Raw genomic sequence first — 19,514 nt, forward strand, 5'->3', positions numbered from 1 at the left:
CTTTTATCATAGCTACAAAGCTAAGATTGTCATGGTAAAGTTTTTTCATTTAAAAATATACATGTATATTGCTGTAGACTTATACAAAGAACAAAGAACATAAACCCACTAGGCGTTTCGTACACCCTTAACCCATATACCCACCCCGTTTCATACATTTATTCACATAAATATTTAACCATTCATGAAGATCAACGCATGCTGTTCACAAACAAAAATTGTCTATCTAAAACAGTGTATCTGTATTTCCGTAAAATTTAACGTAACCATCTTAAAAACGTTAATTGTTTAAAGAATGCTTGTTCTTTAGTATTTATCCGACTAAAGAATAGCCATTATTTATTTTAAATACCTATGCATACTACACAGCAATGCCTGTACTGTATCATGCTATGACATCTGACACATAAACCCGCAAACTATATGTACCAAAAACTCAGCTTACTTGGACTGGGTAGCTTTATTTTTACTTTGTTTTTTACTATTTCGTCCTGTAAGAAAACCGACCAGGCAGCAGATAAACAGTCCATTGAAAAATTAGCTGCAAAATATGGATTGGAGATTTCCTTCAAAGGCAGGAATGATGCAGATTTCAATGGAGAAAATTTCAGATCGCTTGCAGATGCTGAAGTGTATTTTCAAAAATTACAAAACGATTTTAAAAAAACATCCTTACCTGACACTACAAACTGGGACGTACCTTTAAACGATCCCTATGCTACTTATCCTGGATTGATCAATAGAAAAACACCGATCATCAGTAAGCTGAAGCCTAAAAAGATCCACACTGATTTTCTGAATAGCAGAACATTCGAAGGATATTGGCTTACTGACCAGGTTTCAAGCGAAGAATGGATAACAAATATTACGGCATACGCTACCCGCGTAATAAAATTTAAATTTTGTACAGCTACTAATCAGTTTGCACGTGGTGGTCATTCTGTTGAGTATACCATTAGAGGTAATCCACTTGCACAAATTGCGCATAAAAGTCTTGCACAATACGAAGGGCCTTCGCAGCTGCATATTTATGAAAGTGTCAGATATGGTGTAAGCGTTGTTGTTATGGATAATAATGCTGTTGTATGGGGCCACTGGCAAACACAAATCTGGAAGATGCCTTCGTCAGTTATTAATAATATTCCTACAGGAGGAGCCTGCGATGATGCTGAAGATGAAGTACCTCCAATTCCATCAAATCCGAAATATAAAGTTTCATTGTTAACACCGGAGGGGAAGTTTGACATACTGTGCCCTGGTGATATGTATATTCTTGATGTGGCAGAAGAAAATGGGCTAGATTTACCTTATAGCTGCAGGGCAGGCGCATGCTCCTCCTGTGTAGCCAAACTCGAGTCTGGAAGCGTTGAGCAGTCTGACGGATCATTCCTTTCTGACGACCAGCTATCAAAAGGATTTGTTTTATTATGTGCTGCCTATCCAACAAGTGACTGTACCCTTGAAACACATGTTGAGGAGAAACTTACAGCCAGAAAAAAACGTTCGAATAAATAACCCCTATCACTACTTTAATTTTAAACAAATGAAAAGCATATATCTCTTATACGCATTGTCTGTACTTACCTGCAACCAAACACACAAACAGATTTAGCTAACCAAATATCCTGCACTCAAATACATTGATTACGGTTTCAAATATATCAACAAAGAACACGCAATCGATCTTTTTAAATACCTGTGCAACTATACAGCAATGTTGATGTTGTATCACGTTATGCCTAAAACACAAATCAATAAATATTATGTATCGTACATTCAGATTGCCCACATTGGGCTTCCTTCTTATCGCTTTGCTTTTTTGTATTTCGTCCTGTAAGAAAACAGACCAGGCGGCGAACAAGCAGTCCATTGAAAAATTAGCTGAAAAATATGGATTGGAAATTTCCTTTAAAGGAACTGATAATGGTCAATTAAAAGGAGAAAATTTCAAATCACTTGCAGATGCTGAAGTTTATTTTCAAAAATTACAAAAAGAATTCAAAAAAACATCACTACCTGACACTGCAAACTGGGACGTACCCTTAAATGATCCTTATGCGACTTATCCGGGATTAGTTAATAGAAAAACACCGATCATCAGTAAGCTGACACCTAAAAAGATCCACACTGACTTTCTGAATACCAGAACATTTGGCGGGTATTGGATTACTGACCAGGTTTCCAGGGAAGAATGGGTAACGTCTGTTCTGGCATATGCCACCCGAATAGTAAGATTTAAATATTGTTCAGCTAATAACCAGTTCGCACATGAGGGTCATTCTGTTGAGTATGGACTTAGTGGCAGTCCCCTTGCTCATATTGAACATAATAGCATTGCAGAATATGCAGGACCTTCGCAGCTGCACATTTATGAAAGTCTCAGATACGGCGTAGGCGTTACTGTTATGGATAATAATGTTGTTGTATGGGGTAGCTGGAATTCACAAACCTGGTATCTGAATTCATCCCATATCAACAATATTCCTACAGGAGGGTCCTGCGATGGAGGATCTGAACCCGAAACGCCCTCAACCCCAAAATATAAAGTTACACTTTCAACTCCGTCCGGACATTATGAGATAGTGTGCCCTAGTGATATGTATATTCTTGATGTGGCAGAGGAAGCTGGCATATATTTACCTTACAGCTGCAGGGCAGGTGCGTGTTCATCATGTACAGGTAAACTGTGGTCCGGCAGTGTGCAGCAGAATGACGGATCGTTCCTTTCTGATGAACAGCTGGCAGACGGATTTGTTTTATTATGCGTTGCCTATCCAACAAGTGACTGTGTGATTGAAACACATGTTGAAGGAGAGCTTACAGCCAGAAAAAAAAGTCCAAATAAATAAATCCTATCACCGCTTTAATCTATAAATACAAATGAAAAACATATATCTCTTAGGCGCATTGTCCTTACTTGCCTGCAACGATACACACAAACAGGAATTAGCTACCAAATATCCTGCACTCAAATACATTGATTACGATTTCAAATATATCAACAAAGAACGCGCAATCGATCTTTCGGCTGATGCACAGGCAGCTGGTGCTATTTCAGGTATTGATTACAAAGATTCTCTAAGGCAGGTGCTTACCCTGGAACTCAAAGATGCGGATGAAGCTAAACTGGCATTCCAGGCACTCACTTACACCTGGAGAAGATTGTCCTATCACCTGTGGCTGAGTGAAGAAGCAACAAAAGCATTTGCGGCAAAGCATAACATCTTCCATCCACTGCAGTTCAAATACTACCTGCTGGAAAACAGCACAACCAATGAAGATATCATCGCTTTCAAAAATGAGCTGAAAGCCAAATTGTTTGCTGCTACCAATAACAATAAAGTGATGTCGCTCGACAATAACGCTTTACTGGATTTTGCCATGCTAAACAGCGAGGAAAGAAAAGAAGATGAGATCCTTTACAACTTCAAAACATCCCGGAAAATGAAGAACCAGGATGCTTCTGATCTTGTTTGTCAGGAATATCTTAATTCATTAACAGATGATAACGGTAAAATAAATAAGAAAGGTTGCGGTAAAACTGATTGCTGTATGCTGGCTTGTAAAAAATAACCACTTATAAAGCCTGTATTAATTTAATAAAGGCTTCTTTCGGCCCCCTGTCAGTAACAGGGGGCCAATAATTAAACCATTAAAAAACGCTATGAAATTTAACGGGAAATGGTTGGTTGTAACCAGCCTGCTGCTTGAATCTAATGGACGAATGTCTGTCACCTATACAGATATGCATGGTCTTACCTTGCAACTGCATTTGCCATTAAAGTAGACAACGCTAATGTTGATAACCCTGAATCTACGCGAAGTTCAAAGTAGTAGAAATTGTTGAGCAGTAAAAGGTCAGGAATAAATTAAAATCAAGCCGCTAGTTATATTTAGCTATTTGATTGCCGCGTTATGCATATATATACATATAGCAATATGCCCCCTAGTATAAAATTGAAAAAAATATTACTCCCGCTAAAATTCTGATAAAGTCCGCTATTCTCTGCACAGAAAGTGTTTATAACCATAGAAACAACAGCGGACAATATAAAAATTAATCCAGCTATAAGAGTAAATCGTTTCATAAACTTACTCTTCTTCCACTGCTCAGGGACATTATTATTAAACTTGATTTTTATACGCACAAAAAATATTTGGACAATATTATAAATAATTACTGGTTGATTATGTTGATAAAAAGCATACTCATTTCAAAATAATCAATCAGCAATTAGCTTCAAAACGCGTTTCTTCGTAATCTGCATCATTTCAATAAGATTTCACTGAAAAAATTGGTAATTTTTGAGGCCTGGGTTGGGGAGGTTGATTTGATTCTACCAGATCCTCCTCCTGCAATGCACTCGCTTTAAAAATACCCATATGAGTTAAAACGGCCGTGTTTTTTAAGGCAAACAACTCTTCCACATAATTACCATAAACAGGAATACATCTATTACCGACTTTTTTATAATAAGGTGCAGGATATAATGGCGTCAATTCTCTTCCTTCAGGGTCAAAAATCTCTTCAGCCTCACTGGACAATAAGACCCTTTATTTCACCATAACTATACAATTTATGTAGCTGTGGAGAAATATAAAAATCAGTTTTCTAATATTCACATTGATAGACAGGTGCATAGAAAGTAAAAGCAAAGCCACAAACTACTTAACGTATTCTGCGGCTTTGCTCTTCTGCTTTCTTAACAGATAAAGGTAATCGACGTTTTAAAACGTCCAGCTATTAGTATCTGGGTCTAAATCCAGGTCTTGGGCCGGGTCTGGAGAAACGATTATTTTCTGGTCGTTCAGGTTTTGGACGAGCCTCATACACAACTATTGTCTGGCCATCAACTACTGAATTATTCAATTCCTTAATTGCCTGTACTGCATTGGAATCGTCTGGCATTTCAACGAAGGCAAAGCCCTTAGAACGGCCACTGTACTTATCATAAGCCACATTAATGCTATATACAACTCCAAATGGGTCAAATAGAGACCATATTTCATCTTCAGTTGTTCTGTCACTTATATTACCTACAAAAATATTCACAATTATAATTTTAATTAAAAACACATATTACTGAAAAACAGCAATTTAGGAAGAAAAGAAACCCGAAATAAGTCATAAAGGGCCAAATACAACCTCGATAAAGTTAGAGCAATAAATTGGGTAATACAGGAATAATTTATAGGGATATTAGAATAATATCAGATTATCTAATAAGAATTGCTGTATTCACACCAGATCAGCGCTACGGAATGCGCTGTTACATAGGTAGATTGATTAATATCCAGCTTCAAAATATTTCATATTTAATCTTCCAAAGGAAACATTAGAGGGCAGAAAAATTTTCTGCAAACTGGTCGAAAATGGCTCATTTTCCGATTATAGACGATTCCCTTGAAAAAAACACCACCGACGGGTCGCACAGCCTTGTAAATGAGTCGGTTAAGGGATATAGTTACCGGCAGATAGAGCAGGAACCCTCCTTATCCTCCAGCACGGTAGGAACACCTATTTTCCAGGCCATCACACAGAAAAGAGATTATCCTGGCCCCATGCGGCCTCTTCTGGCCTGGCCTAGCAGTTTTAAAATATTTTGACTCACACTACGTAGTTGGCGTTTCACAAACGTATTACTATCTATCAGCCGTATGTAATGTGATACATGATGAATTATCAAAACGGTTCTTCAGTAAGCAATGCACACCGGAAGAAGCCGCATGTGTGTTTGACTTCAAAACCAGGAATGCGGATATATTAGTGAGGGCTGACAGCGATAGCACAACTTATACGAAACCGGACTGTTGTAAATTTAATAATCAGCCAATGTCGCAGGTATTGGATCAACTGAGCAATCACTTGGAATAGCTATCTACTATTATCCTTCAGATGTGATGGATATTTACTTCGATGGTAAATTCGGACGAACAGACTCGCTCGGGACGATCCTTACTGATTTGACACTTCCCAATAATCTGTAACTGATCAGGAATAATAGCGGATTTATAATTTAGAGAGAATAATTACCAACTTACTGCTATTACACAAATGGACGCTTTTAGCGCCCCTGGCTTATTATGCCATGCACTTAAAAAACATATTCCAGTTATGAAGATTCTTATCGACCCAAATGGCGTTTGTCGCTGCTATCAGGAATGTAGCTTAAAGGCAAGGAAAGATAGTTAAAAGATAATGACCATATTCTGCGCTGAAAGACCAGACATGATCCATCGGTAACTTATGTTTATTCATCACGAACATTCGTATACGCTGCTATGAAATGATGTAACAGATGAAATATATGAAGACCATCTAAATCAATCCTTAATAATTCCACTATTATGAAGACAAAAAAAGTCTACTACACATTGCTGTTAACAATTTTTTGCCTGGCCGCTTTGCACGGTGTCCACGCGCAATTGTACACCTGGAACCAGGTCCGGATAGGCGGTTCCGGAGCGTTACCTTCCTTTGTAGCGCATCCCAAGGTACCCGACCTTTATTTTATTACCACCGATGTAGGCACTCCTTACCGATGGAATAAAAACCTGCAGAAATGGGAGCATTTAATGTTATTTAAAAAAATACCGGACAATTACTGGAACTGGGAATTCAACCAGCGTTGTGGCAGCCTTGCAGTAGATCCAAATGATGCTACAGGTAATATTCTGTATGCTACTGTGGAGAACAGTGCCGGCCCGGGACCTGGCAAAGGTTCAAGCTCTGTAGGTACTATCCTGAAGAGCACTGACAGAGGCGAGTCGTGGACGGACCTCCATGTTCCGATTGTAGTACACCCAAACAGTACGCAACAATACGTAAACCGTATACAGGTTGATCCTTCCAATAGTAACGTTGTGTGGGTTGTTACCGACCAGAATGGCGCCTGGAAAACGGAAAATGCCGGCACAAGCTGGTCGCAGGTGAACGCCATCAGTACGCCGGGCGCCTGTGCGTTTCTCCTTTTCGATCCAAGCGACGGTACTGTCGTAGTAAATGGTCAGCAGGTTACGAAACGGATTTACATTGGCCGGTATTCCGGCGTATGGTTATCAGTAGATGGTGGAGCTTCATTTACACTAATGAGTAACAGTCCACAGGCGCCCGGCCAGGCGACGATTCATGCAGATGGTACCCTGTATGTATCTGCCGGCTCCAGCAGTGTTCAAAAGGGAGTGTTCAAATACAAGTCCGGCAGCTGGCAGGATGTGTCTCCTGTAATTTTAGATAATGCTAACCAATACTACTCAAAAGTGGCGGTGAATCCGGCTAATTCAGATGATATTGTCGTAAGTACCCGCGGACTCTGGCACAAAAATCCTTATTATATCTCAAGGCGTGGCGGAGCTCCGGGCTCTTATTCACAAGGAAAGATCACCCGCGATAATTCTGAAGCCCCCCACTCAGCGAATGACGGGTTATACTACAATTCACCTGGGCATAACGCAGCTGCATTTACCTGGGATCCTTTTTACCCGGACCGGGTATGGATCAATGATATGCTGGATGTACTGAGTACAGATAATATCTTTGCCCCTGTTACTAACTGGAAGATCCGCGTAGTAGGCCTTGAAGAGATCATGGTAACAGGCCCTATGGTAGCGCCGCCCAGTGGTAAGAACCTCTTGCTCACTGCTACCGCTGATGTTGGAGGCGCCCACCACCGTTCTCTCACTGAGCCATTGAACCAGGGTGCCGTTTCCAATACCGCCTTACACAATGGTATCAATAACGCTTTTAATATGCAGGCAGTAGCTTTCCAGTATACTGACCCTAATTTCGTTGTTCGTGTAGGCTGCGATGGCGCGGACACTTACGACATCAATCTATCACATGCAGGTTATTCCACCGATGGCGGTGATACCTATACCTTATTTCCAAAATCACCTGGTCTGCGCGGGCGTGTAGCCGTATCAGCCAACCGCAGGAATATCGTCTGGCTTACTCAGGTAGATACGAATGGTCCCGGTAATGTTTACTGGTCAGAAGATCTTGGCACTACGTGGACAAAATCCACCGGTGTTTCTTCGGGCATCTTACCCTCGGGAGAGCAGTGGACCATCTATCCAGGGCAAAACCATCTCGTAGCGGATAAGGTGAACGGCGATTATTTCTATATCTGGGACCGCGGTTCGTTTTATGTCAGCACCAATGGTGGAAAATCATTCCAGAAAACAACTGCCACCGGCCTTACTGCAAACGCTGGCAGTAATCCAAATGGCTCTTCTTATGCCACCACCTCCAATGTTGACGTAACGCCGGGTAAAACAGGTGATGTCTGGATAGCATTTTACAATGATACCCATCCCGAATACAGCGCCCTGTATCATACCTCAGACACTGGTAAAACATTCAGTAAGGTAGGTGGAGAATCGTTTAAACCCAAATGGATAGCTGCCACCATGTCTGATACAACTGCGAATGCACACGTGGCTTTATATACTACAAGCCAGGTCCTTCCCATTAACGGCATTACACACGGTGCCTTCCGCTCTGATGATACCGGTCGTACCTGGACAACCATCTCGGACCGGTTGCCAGGTATTGTGCAGAATATTACGGCAGACAACAAAGGAAGAATGTTCGTTGCCATCAGTGGAAATGGTATCTATTTTGGCTCCCCGGTGGCCGGTCCTGTGCAGTCTGTACAAATAGTCAATCCCGGATCAGATACCCTTACAAGAGGCTTCAATGTAAAGCTGAACGTAAAGATGACGCCCGCTTATCCCACCAACCCGTCCGTCACCTGGAGTTCGTCTGACACTTCAGTAGCTAAGGTGGACGCCTTTGGTAACGTAAGCGGTATAAACGCAGGTACCGCCACTATTACCGTCACATCGGTTGATGGGGGGAAAATAAGCACCCGGCAGATCGTCGTCGTTCCTCCAGTTATATCCAACGGTATTACGATGGACAGTATACTGTACGGTACTATGAATACGCCCAGGCAGATGGTGGCTACTGTAATGCCCGCCAACACCACTAATAAAACCCTGAACTGGTCAGTGGCGGATAGTACTATCGCAAAAGTGGATGCGAACGGTGTGATCACCGGCTTAAAACTGGGCACTACTACCGTCACCGTCTCCACAGCAGACGGCGGCTCGTCCAGTACCTCGCAACTTATTGTGAACAACATTGTAACTGCCATCAACGCAGGTACCATGGCCCCCGCGGGAGGTCAGGCAACGCCCTATCAGAATATAACAATTGGCCAATATGTACCCGAAGGGCCTGGCGGCACCGATAAACTCTGGCACGCAGGGTACACCTGGATCGTCCGTAATGCAGCCACGATGGACCTTAGCCAGGTAACATCGCCTGCTCCCAGACAGGTATATGAATATATGCGCATTGGCAAACTTAATTCGACCCAGCTGCGTTATTATTTCCGCAACCTGATTCCTAATGCCAACTATGCGCTGCGCCTGCACTTTGTTGAACCCAGCGACGCAGACAAAGCCACCCGGATCTTTAACGTGAGGACCAGCGGCGACAGCCTTATGAATTTCAACATCTACCAGGCCGCAGGCAATAAGCTCAATACCGTGATCACACGTACCCTCCAGGCAAAAGCTGACAACGCTGGTGTAATCACTGTACAATTCATTCCAAAAGCAGGCACCAATGATCCTTACAGCTCTTCTATAGCTGCGCTTGAAGCGTCTATCATTTCATTACAGGGAATCAGTGTCTACTCAGACAGCAGCAATCTCTATGTAGGCTATCGGGACACGCTGAAGCTGACCACGACACCAGCTAATGCCACCAACCGGAACCTGGTGTATAAGTCTTCCAACGATGCCATCGCTACGGTAGATCTGAATGGGGTGGTAACAGGAAAAGCTGCCGGCACAGTTACTATCACCGCTACATCTGTTGAAAGTAATTTTGCAGCCTCCAAAACCTACACAGTTATCTATATTCCCGTTACGTCACTAACACTGGACAGCACTTCCGTGAATGTATTTGTAGGATCAAACTTCCAGCTGAATGCCATCTTCAACCCGGCAAAAGCCAGTAATAAAGGCGTGTTATGGACATCCTCAGATACAACCATAGCCAAAGTGACCAATAGCGGCACTATCAGTGGAATCAAACAGGGAGATGTAATCGTAACAGCCACCGCGGCAGACAATCCGGCTATTGTTGCACATGCCAATGTTCATGTAGCCAATGTACTGGCCACAAACCTTACATTACAACCATCCAGCGCCATTATCGGGGCAATGGACACGTTGCGGGTTAAAGTCACATTCCTGCCGGCCAATACCTCGATTAAAAAAGTAACCTGGAGTAGTTCAAATGCATCGTTAGCTACGGTTGACAGCACAGGTCTTATCACTGCCATCAAACCAGGCACCCTGACTGTTATTGTTAAAACCCTGGATAACACTGGCGTTGCAGCCACCTTACCGGTTACGGTGGTACCATTAGATTCATGTGGAGGAATTCCGAATAATGGTTTTGAAAGCGGTCTTATTAACTGGATTGCCTATAAAGAATCCGTTGCTACTGTGGGCGCCGCATACGCCGTTAGCGGAAAAGGCCATTCCGGTGATAAAGCCGTGACACTCGGTTCTACAACAGCAAGCACCGCTTTGAACATAAAAGGTTCCATCCCGGTAAGAGGTGGCAGCGTCATCGTATTTACCCAGTGGGTGAAAGTAGAAAAAGACGCCACCGGTTACCCATGGTGGGCTGGTTATGGTATTGGATTTGTAAATAACCGGGACAGCGCTACAGGTAACGTACTTTCAAAACAGATTGACAATGTGATCGCATACCGGGAAAACTGGGCCCAGATAAGAGATACCATCAATGTACCTGATAGTGCAACAGGGCTTACTTACTGGGTATCCAAGGTGGGATTTGGCACTGTATGGGTAGATGATTATTGCATAGAAGTTTTAAGGACAAATAAATCGGCAGTTTATGGTATCAACGCGGGCACCACAGTAACACCTGCCGGACCTTATGCCAGTACCACCTTTGCGCAATATGTTCCTGAAGGCCCTACCGGTCCCACTAATCTATGGCATGCTGGTTATACCTGGGTACAAAGAGTGACTTCACAGGTAGATCTATCATATGTGACCGATCCCGCTCCTCCGCAGGTATATGAATATATACGCATCTTCAAAGATAATAACACCCAAATGCGTTATTACCTGCGTGGCCTCACTCCTAACACCATGTATACCATCCGGCTACACTTCGTTGAACCACATGATACGGAAAAGAACAACAGAATTTTCAGCGTAAAAGCCACCAATGGCATTGATAGCCTTACTGACTTTAATATCTATCAGGCCGCAGGTAACCGGTTGAATACCGCTGTTATTAAGACTATAAGGTCAACAGCAGACAACGCCGGGTTAATACAGGTAACTTTTTACCCTAAAAAAGGATTGTATGATCCTTACAGCGGCTCAATAGCGGCTATTGAGGTACGGACCTTGCAACCAGGAGATACGGTGCAAACTGTGACTGCAAATCAAAACACGGTTGCAGTAGTCAGCAGCAAATTAAACACTCCTGTTAAACTTGATTTTGCAACAGAAGTATATCCAAATCCTTCCAACAGCGTGTTTAAGATAAAACTGACATCTACCTCTAAAGTACCCGCACTTCTTACCATTATTAATAACAATGGTAGCACTGTTTATTCTACAAGAATAAATGCGGACGTTAGTTACGAACTTGGCCAGCAGCTGAAACCAGGTATTTATTATATAAATATCAGGCAAGGTACTCAAACCAAGACGATGAAAGTTGTGAAATACTAAGCAATATTCACATACTGAAAAAGCTGCCTCATCTATTCATGAGGCAGCTTTTTTGCTATACCACTATCATTCCAGGAATTGATTATTATTGATAATGCATCATAACACCATCATTTCGAAGCAAATAATTACTACTGTTACCCAGAGAGGTCCTGAAAAAAGCACATGTCCATCTGAGATAGCCAGAATGCTTTTCGCTGACAATTGGCGGGATTATATGCAGCAGGTCAGCGATGTGGCAATTGATCTTACTTCCCGCATGTTTATCCGGGACGAGCTACTTGCCTGGCCGCCGCAAGGATTTGCAGATGTCATATCGGGACTTATAAAAGGAACCAGTACCGGTTTCATCCAATCTTAGGCACTACAGACATGCGCTTGTACATTGGGCATATCGCCTTTGAAGTTTCAACAATCTTCGGATCCTGCGTAATAACAGTCTCCAAAAAACTGCGATTAGCATCCCCCCATTGGTTCATGGCATCAATGATCGGCATCAGTGACCAGCCGATCTCGGTAAGCGAATACTCTACTTTAGGCGGCAACTGCGGGTAGGTTTTTTTCTCAACCATGCCATGTCCTTCTAATTCTTTGAGTTGTACATTCAATACCCTACGCGTAGCACCGGGAAATAAGCGAAGCAGCTCACTTGGACGCTTTACATTCATTGAAATAGCATTCAGCAAAGCAGGCTTCCATTTACCGTTCAGCACTTCCTTTGTCAGGTGAAGGCCGCAATCTATAGTTAAGGGAGTCTTTCTTTCATACATATACTATTACTTTACTCAAAAATAAGCATTGCGTCTTATTTCAGCTAGGGGATAAATTTATCCCTATACCACTACTTTCTCCCTTATTGTACTGCTGCGGCATATATCCGAGGTTTGCACAAAAAAGTAATGAAAGATACAGTACAACCACTACTAGAGGAATACAAAATAGGCAATTTGCAACTGAAGAACCGGGTGGTTATGGCGTCACTTACGCGCGGACGTGCTACTAACCCAGGTCTGGTACCTACGCCGCTGATGGCCAGCTACTATGCACAACGCGCCTCAGCAGGCTTAATTCTAAGTGAGGGCACCTGGCTGAGCCCGAAGGCGATCGGTTTTATTAACGTGCCAGGCATCTTCACACAGGAGCAGATAGATGGCTGGAAACTTGTCACAAAAGCCGTTCACGACAAAGGTGGATTGATCTTCTCCCAATTAGGGCATATAGGGTCCGCGTCTCACCCTGATTTCCTGAATGGTGCATTACCCGCCGGACCTTCTGCTATTAATCCGCAAACCCGCTCCTTTACTCCCGAGGGCTTCAAAGATACACTAACACCCCGCGAGCTAACTGTCGCGGAGATAAAACAAACCATACAGGATTACAAGCAGGCCGCTAAAAATGCGAAGGAAGCAGGATTTGACGGAGTAGAAGTGCATGCACAGGCAGGTATGCTAATTCCCCAGTTCCTCAGTCTGGCTACCAATCAGCGTAATGATATGTATGGTGGTAGTATTGAAAACCGTGCGCGTATCGTATTTGAGATCCTGGATGCAATTACTGAGATCTGGGACAGCACTCGCGTCGCCATCAAATTTGCACCGGTCGCACTCAGCCATGTAGGCATCATGACCCCGGACAAAGAAACTGTTCCTATGTTCCAGTACATCCTTAAAAAACTGAGTGACTACAATCTCGCTTACCTGCACATTGCGGGACCAGCAGAAGATCTAAGCGGCACGCCGGTAGAGGTATTACAAAACAATTACTTCAGCCATTTCCGCCAACATTATAAAGGCAGACTGATGGCCAACCTGGGCTTTACGCAGGAGAGCGGCAATGCAATCCTCCGGGAAGGAACTGCCGATCTGGTATCTTTTGGTGAACCATTCATCGCAAACCCGGATTTGGTAACGCGCTTTAAGTATAACTTACCATTGTCGGAAGGTAACCGGGATACGTATTACAGTGGAGAAGAAAATGGGTACACGGATTATCCTGAAGCTGTATATGATGTCGTGCAATAGCGCACAGAAGATGAAAGATCCGGGAATGAAGCGCGCTTCTGTCCCCCTATAAAAAAAGTGGTATAACTGGTTTTAACGTTAACCAGTTATACCACTTTCCAGTTTAAAAATAGTACTACTTCTCTGAAGTACGGATAACACTTTCCATACTATCAACAGCAATCAGCTTAGGTGCATCAGCCACAAATACATCCAGCACGCCATCGGCGATCCTGATAGGCCCTCCCACACGTGTAGCGCCCGGAATGGTATGTATAGCTGCCGCTGCTGCCGCCAGCTGTACAGCGCTCGCAAAATACCGGCCTGCAGCAGCATTTCCATTATCAGCTGCTTCAAGACCTGCGGCGGTTAACTGTAGCGCTCTTCCCCACAGTTGCATAGCATCCAGCCATGGACGAGCATCCAGCGCAAAAGAAGTATCAACAGTGCCCGCCCGGATAATATCAGGTGCGTTGGTAAATGCAGCAGCATATTGACGCAGGCGTGCCAGTGCCTCATGACGAGCGGTAACGTCTCCATTTGCAATCGCATCGCGCACACCATCCAGCAATGCTTTCATTTTCGGCGCCTGTACCTGCCATGGCTGACTGCCAAAAGTGGGGGCCATATGTTGCGTATCAAAGAAAGTCAGTAATGCAGCAGTCGCCTGTTCATCGCCACCCGCCAGTTCACGCGCAGCAGCCAGCCAGATGCGCGCTGCATCATATCCCTTGTCATTCCACGCGAAGGCAACTACGCCTGTTACAGCAACACGGCTTGGTGCTTCCTGATTCATCGGATTAGACAGAATGCCCGCCAGCTCTCCTGATAAACCAGCTTCACGCTTCACATAAGGCGCCAGCAATAACCGACCAGCAGATTCTCCATAGTCATTAACAGGATAGTTATCCCATAACAAGGTCTTACGTCCGAATGCCTTTGTCGCCGCACGCGCATCCGGAACAGATATCGCAGGAGGTACAACGTCTGTACCTGTCCACTGTACTACGATCTGCGAATCCAGGTTCTTCCGCAATGCTGCCTTGTAAGGTGTTTCCTTCGCATCATAATACTCAGTAGGCACCATGATGAGTGGAGGTGCAGCAGGATCATTCTTTTTAATATTTGCCTGTAAAGCATTTAGCAGCTTCGCCTGTGCAATACCCGCAGCCTCCGCACCGGAAGGACCGAAGGTTGTTTTATCAAGATCGCAATTCCATTTGGTATACTCAATATCATCAAGCGCAACATAAAAGCTGTGAACACCGATAGAACGAAGGGCGGCAAACTTACGCTCCATATGATGAAGATCAGCCGGATCTGAGAAACAGACCGTCGGACCAGGAGAAATCGCATACACAAAATTGATATGGTTCCTTTTAGCCACCGCTACCAATCTGCCCAGCGCTGCTAACGTCGCAGCAGGATAATCTTCACGCCAGCGATCACGGGCATACGGATCATCTTTAGGGCTGTAGATATAAGTATTGGCCTTGACAGTAGCGAGAAAACCTAAATGCTTCTCCCTATCAGACATTGACCATGGCTTACCATAAAAACCTTCAATAGTGCCACGGATCGGCATGGCAGGATGATCCTTGATCAAAAGCGCAGGTATAACCTTCCGCTGCGCCAGTTGCCTGAATGTTTGTGCCGCGTGAAATAAACCATCTGCATCGTGACCGGCCAGTGTAATAAGTGCACCATTCCCCATCACAGTGCCAGCAATCGTGTATCCCTCAGTACTGCTATCCTGTACGGCTCCACTCTTTGCGAGCGCGGTACGGACAATCGTCGCACCTGTTGTTCCCATTACAATATGTGGTCCATCCGGGTGCTGCGGCAACTGTTTCGCTACTGTGATACTTTCCACACCCGCCAATACCAGCGCGTTACGGACAAGTCCTACAGTTTCCGCTTCTGTCTCCGGAGTGGCTATTAAAACCACCGATCTTCCCAATACTATCGAACCCTTTCCCAGCTCCATTGATACGGGTACCGGGAAAATCGAAGGCATTGTAGCTGGACGGCTCTGCGTTGCGTGATGGATTGTTTGAGCATTGGTGCCGCTATAACCGAACATGACCACGGTTAAGCAAGTAAATAACATTCTCATTCCTCTTTCAATTTATAAACCTGTAATGACAGCAAGGTAATAACAATAGCACAGAGATTATATGACAAAAACGATGTTATTTTTTATAGAGGAAGGAAAGCAGTTTATCCGGATTGATATGATCCTCCCTTTATACAGCCGCGGTTCTTATTCACGCCCGCTATTATCCAGCTCGACAACGAATATGTCCACTTGGAGGGATTACTTATTTACCTGGCGCTCCCCTCGATATAATTTTGTCGCAACATTAGAAGCAAATCTTAACATCTAAATTATAAAAGCAATGAACGCGAAACTTACTACTATACTACTCGCAGCTACATTCTCACTAAGTATGCCTGCAATGACGAATGCACAGACGACCAGCACCAAAACGGATACATCCGCATCTGATATGCGTATCAGATCTTTTAAGATCAACATTCCTCAGGCAAAGCTGGATGAACTTAAAAGACGCATTGCCGGGACAAACTTTCCGGATAAAGAAACTGTAAACGATGAATCCCAGGGTATCCAACTGGCGCAATTAAAAGAACTCGTAAACTATTGGGGCAACAATTATGACTGGAGAAAACTGGAAAACAAATTAAATGCCTTACCTCAGTTTGTAACTAAAATTGATGGTTTGGATATCCAGTTCATCCATGTACGTTCAAAAGAACCGAATGCAATGCCGGTCATCCTTACCCATGGCTGGCCTGGTTCTCCCCTGGAATTCATTGATGCCATCGGCCCGTTGACCGACCCGGTAAAATATGGCGGTAAAGCGGAGGACGCATTTGATGTCATTATACCTGCTATACCAGGATATGGTTTTTCAGAAATACCTAAAGAAGTGGGCTGGAATCCTGACCGTGTGGCAAAAGCATGGGATGTGCTGGTGAAACGCCTTGGCTATAAAAAATATGTTTCCGAAGGTGGTGATCACGGCTCAGTGATCTCCGATGCCCTGGCCAGACAAGCACCGTCAGGACTGCTGGGTATACACCTCACTATGCCTGCCACAATTCCGGCAGAACTTGTAAAACCAATTAATGCAGGCGATCCGGCACCCTCAGGACTTTCTGCATCCGAGACCAAAGCATATAATTCCTTAAGCACCTTCTTTGGAAGAAATGCGGCCTATGGAGGAATGATGGTGACCCGTCCACAGACAACCGGTTATTTACTGTCCGATTCTCCCAGTGCATTGGCAGCATTCCTGTACGAGAAAATTGCAGAATGGACAGATAGTAACTTAAAACCGGAAAATGTGATCAGCAGAGATGCTATCCTTGATGATATTACGCTCTACTGGCTGACGAATACAGGCGCTTCCTCTTCCAGATTCTATTGGGAAAATAACAACAATAACTTTAGCTCCGAACACCAGAAAACAAAGGATATAAAGGTTCCTGTAGCGATCTCTGTATTTCCACATGAAATTTACGAGGCGCCAGAAAGCTGGTCCAGAAAAGCATATCCTTCATTGTATTATTATCATAAAGCACCTAAGGGTGGGCACTTTGCCGCATGGGAACAGCCGCAGATCTTTACTGAAGAACTTAGAGCTGCATTTAGATCTCTGCGATAAGAGAATGGGCATGGGGATTAGTGAGACAAAGCCTTCAGACATAATCTAAAGGCTTTGCAATTACATTTACATAGCGGTAAGGATAGTACATCGACATGGGTAGTTAATTGAGCCGTTTTCCTTCGCTCCCGCTAATTATAATCATCCCCTTATACACCTTCATATTCGTGAATGCAAACTTTTCAGGCAACCCTGCACCGTAATTCGTCCATTCCTGACTCTCCCTGTCTCTACGGTAAATACCATCCCATTGCCCCGCAAAAATCTCTCCCTGACTGGCTATTACGTTAAACGTGTAAAAATCCTGTGGCATCCCTTTTTGCATGCTCTTCCAGGTCGTACCATCATCTGTTGAAGAAAAAAGCTCATTGTATGTCATCGCATATACCGTATTACCAATAACACTGATATTATGTAACGAACGTTCAGTTAATACCGGCTTCCAGTTCTTCTTTGTGATGGCGGTAGAAAACACCCCCTGACTCGTGCCAATATAAATGTACCCGTTACCGGAAGCGATACCATTGACCTGCATCGTATTATTGCCATATTCAGGATGCCATTGTTTATTCACTTCATCGTAACTGAATAATCCGGCATTGGTGCCGACGTATAACTGACCGTTTATCTCCAGGAAACGGCGGATAGTGTTGTTTGTAAGTCCGGTACTGATATTTTTCCAGTGCTTCCCCTGGTCTGCTGAAAAAAAGACGCCGGCAGACTGTGTACCAACATATACAGAGTTCCTGTAAAAGACCATTGCAGCAGGGTTGGCCTTGATGATATCCGGAGAAGTAGGCATACTGTTCCATCGATGGTGTGTAAAGTCGAAATGGTATAGACCATATTGTTTCACCATAACCGCCAGTGTTCTTTCACTGGTAGCAATCGCACCTAAACCGATCTGTGCGTCATCAGGCAGGCCTGCGCTTGCATTTTTCCAGGTGGCGCCGTTATCCGCGGACATAAAGATGATACCGACCATGTTATTAAGTGGAGGATGTTCTGCCGTGTTGGTTGGTGAAAGAAATGATGCCGGCAGCACCTGCGTATGCGCAGGCAGGGCTACATATAAAAAACTGATCAGGGTTATTAAAACGGGTAAATTCATAACTGGAGTTATCAGTTATGAATTTACAAAAAAGGTAGCGTTTAAAGCGACCATAATAGTGACCACTATTTACTTTTTCTACTACAACAGCGTATTCAGTACACCCCCATCCGCCCTTATAGCCGCCCCATTAATCGCTCCTGCCAGCGGACTACACAAATATGCTGCTACCCCCGCTACCTCTTCCGGGGCAATAAATCGCTGAAGCAGCGAATGTGGATTGGTATGCTGTAAGATCGCCGCCTTCATCTCTTCTTCACTGATATTATTTGCCTGTGCAATCTGCTTTACTGTACCAGCGACACCGTCTGAATACGTAGGACCACCAAGTATAGTATTAACGGTTACTGCTGTACCCCTTGTTAGTTTTGACAGTCCGTTACTTAATGACAACATCGCGGTCTTAGTAAGCCCATAATGGATCATATTAGCAGGTACATTGACACCTGACTCACTGCTGATAAAGACGATCCTGCCCCATTTTTTTTCAAGCATTGCAGGTAACAGCGCCCTGGACAAGCGGACACCGCTCATGACATTCACATCAAACATTGACTGCCATTCACTATCCTCGATATCCTGAAAATCCTTCAATGCAAAAACGCCGACATTATTAATCAGGATATCCACAGCAGGTAGCACCTCCAGGAGATGGGCCACCTCCGCCTCCCTGCCAAAATCAGCCGCAATACCGGAAACACTTGCCCCTGGTGTAGTCAAAGATAACTGACCAACAACTTCGTCTACTTTACCTGTCGTTCTGCCATTGATAATAACAGCAGCTCCTTCCTTTAATAACTGCTGTGCAATAGCAAAACCAATACCTTGTGTAGACCCGCTGATAAATGCCGTCTTCCCTTGTAATTTCAAATCCATACTTCATATTTATTTTTGTACTGATCAATACAAAAATTGATA

Annotated in this window: 13 protein-coding genes; 7 read left to right on the plus strand and 6 right to left on the minus strand. The window is 43.9% G+C overall.

The window, feature by feature from the left end; genetic code table 11:
- Positions 1 to 423 precede the first annotated feature (423 nt).
- The 3 genes from GWR21_RS31995 to GWR21_RS12765 all read left to right on the plus strand — a co-directional run bounded on the left by GWR21_RS31995 (position 424) and on the right by GWR21_RS12765 (position 3,573).
- A complete protein-coding gene (locus GWR21_RS31995) occupies positions 424 to 1,515 on the plus strand; it encodes a ferredoxin (protein WP_317165845.1) in 1,092 nt (363 codons plus the stop codon).
- Positions 1,516 to 1,763: 248 nt separating this feature from the next.
- Positions 1,764 to 2,849 carry a ferredoxin gene (locus tag GWR21_RS32000; RefSeq protein ID WP_317165846.1) on the plus strand — a complete coding sequence of 362 codons (1,086 nt, stop codon included), beginning with the start codon at positions 1,764 to 1,766 and terminating at the stop codon, positions 2,847 to 2,849.
- A 31-nt stretch (positions 2,850 to 2,880) separates the two neighbouring features.
- Positions 2,881 to 3,573: a hypothetical protein gene (locus GWR21_RS12765; RefSeq protein WP_162332121.1), complete on the plus strand. Its 693-nt coding sequence runs from the start codon at positions 2,881 to 2,883 to the stop codon at positions 3,571 to 3,573.
- A 699-nt stretch (positions 3,574 to 4,272) separates the two neighbouring features.
- On the opposite strand, the gene GWR21_RS12770 is transcribed toward GWR21_RS12765, so the two are convergent.
- Both GWR21_RS12770 and GWR21_RS12775 read right to left on the minus strand, forming a co-directional pair.
- Positions 4,273 to 4,545: a hypothetical protein gene (locus tag GWR21_RS12770; RefSeq protein ID WP_162332122.1), complete on the minus strand. Its 273-nt coding sequence runs from the start codon at positions 4,543 to 4,545 to the stop codon at positions 4,273 to 4,275.
- A 199-nt stretch (positions 4,546 to 4,744) separates the two neighbouring features.
- Positions 4,745 to 5,053: an RNA recognition motif domain-containing protein gene (locus GWR21_RS12775; protein WP_162332123.1), complete on the minus strand. Its 309-nt coding sequence runs from the start codon at positions 5,051 to 5,053 to the stop codon at positions 4,745 to 4,747.
- Positions 5,054 to 6,348: 1,295 nt separating this feature from the next.
- Here GWR21_RS12775 and GWR21_RS12780 point away from each other — a divergent pair.
- Both GWR21_RS12780 and GWR21_RS31545 read left to right on the plus strand, forming a co-directional pair.
- Positions 6,349 to 11,796, plus strand: a complete 5,448-nt coding sequence (locus GWR21_RS12780; RefSeq protein WP_162332124.1) for an Ig-like domain-containing protein — start codon at positions 6,349 to 6,351, stop codon at positions 11,794 to 11,796.
- Positions 11,797 to 11,890: 94 nt separating this feature from the next.
- On the plus strand, positions 11,891 to 12,157 hold the full coding sequence (locus tag GWR21_RS31545) for a DUF3253 domain-containing protein (protein WP_238430340.1): 267 nt from the start codon (positions 11,891 to 11,893) through the stop codon (positions 12,155 to 12,157).
- Here GWR21_RS31545 and GWR21_RS12790 read toward each other — a convergent pair.
- Positions 12,144 to 12,566, minus strand: a complete 423-nt coding sequence (locus tag GWR21_RS12790; protein ID WP_162332125.1) for a winged helix-turn-helix transcriptional regulator — start codon at positions 12,564 to 12,566, stop codon at positions 12,144 to 12,146. The genes GWR21_RS31545 and GWR21_RS12790 overlap by 14 nt on opposite strands.
- 129 nt (positions 12,567 to 12,695) lie before the next feature.
- On the opposite strand from GWR21_RS12790, the gene GWR21_RS12795 reads away from it, so the two are divergent.
- Positions 12,696 to 13,817: an alkene reductase gene (locus GWR21_RS12795; protein ID WP_162332126.1), complete on the plus strand. Its 1,122-nt coding sequence runs from the start codon at positions 12,696 to 12,698 to the stop codon at positions 13,815 to 13,817.
- 115 nt (positions 13,818 to 13,932) lie between these two features.
- Here GWR21_RS12795 and GWR21_RS12800 read toward each other — a convergent pair whose 3' ends face one another.
- Positions 13,933 to 15,879, minus strand: coding sequence for a beta-N-acetylhexosaminidase family protein (locus GWR21_RS12800; protein WP_238430342.1), 1,947 nt, complete (start codon positions 15,877 to 15,879; stop codon positions 13,933 to 13,935).
- A gap of 316 nt (positions 15,880 to 16,195) precedes the next feature.
- Here GWR21_RS12800 and GWR21_RS12805 point away from each other — a divergent pair, with 316 nt between their 5' ends.
- Positions 16,196 to 17,485: an epoxide hydrolase family protein gene (locus GWR21_RS12805; protein ID WP_162332128.1), complete on the plus strand. Its 1,290-nt coding sequence runs from the start codon at positions 16,196 to 16,198 to the stop codon at positions 17,483 to 17,485.
- Positions 17,486 to 17,588: 103 nt separating this feature from the next.
- Here the strand turns inward: GWR21_RS12805 and GWR21_RS12810 are convergent, their stop codons facing one another.
- Together GWR21_RS12810 and GWR21_RS12815 are read right to left on the minus strand one after the other, a co-directional pair.
- Positions 17,589 to 18,596 (minus strand): WD40/YVTN/BNR-like repeat-containing protein, encoded by a 1,008-nt coding sequence (locus GWR21_RS12810; protein ID WP_162332129.1) that lies wholly within the window; start codon positions 18,594 to 18,596, stop codon positions 17,589 to 17,591.
- Between the two features lie 81 nt (positions 18,597 to 18,677).
- Positions 18,678 to 19,472: an SDR family NAD(P)-dependent oxidoreductase gene (locus GWR21_RS12815; RefSeq protein WP_162332130.1), complete on the minus strand. Its 795-nt coding sequence runs from the start codon at positions 19,470 to 19,472 to the stop codon at positions 18,678 to 18,680.
- Positions 19,473 to 19,514: the final 42 nt, after the last annotated feature.

Origin of the sequence: Chitinophaga agri, from assembly GCF_010093065.1 — a bacterium.
Classification (GTDB): domain Bacteria; phylum Bacteroidota; class Bacteroidia; order Chitinophagales; family Chitinophagaceae; genus Chitinophaga; species Chitinophaga agri.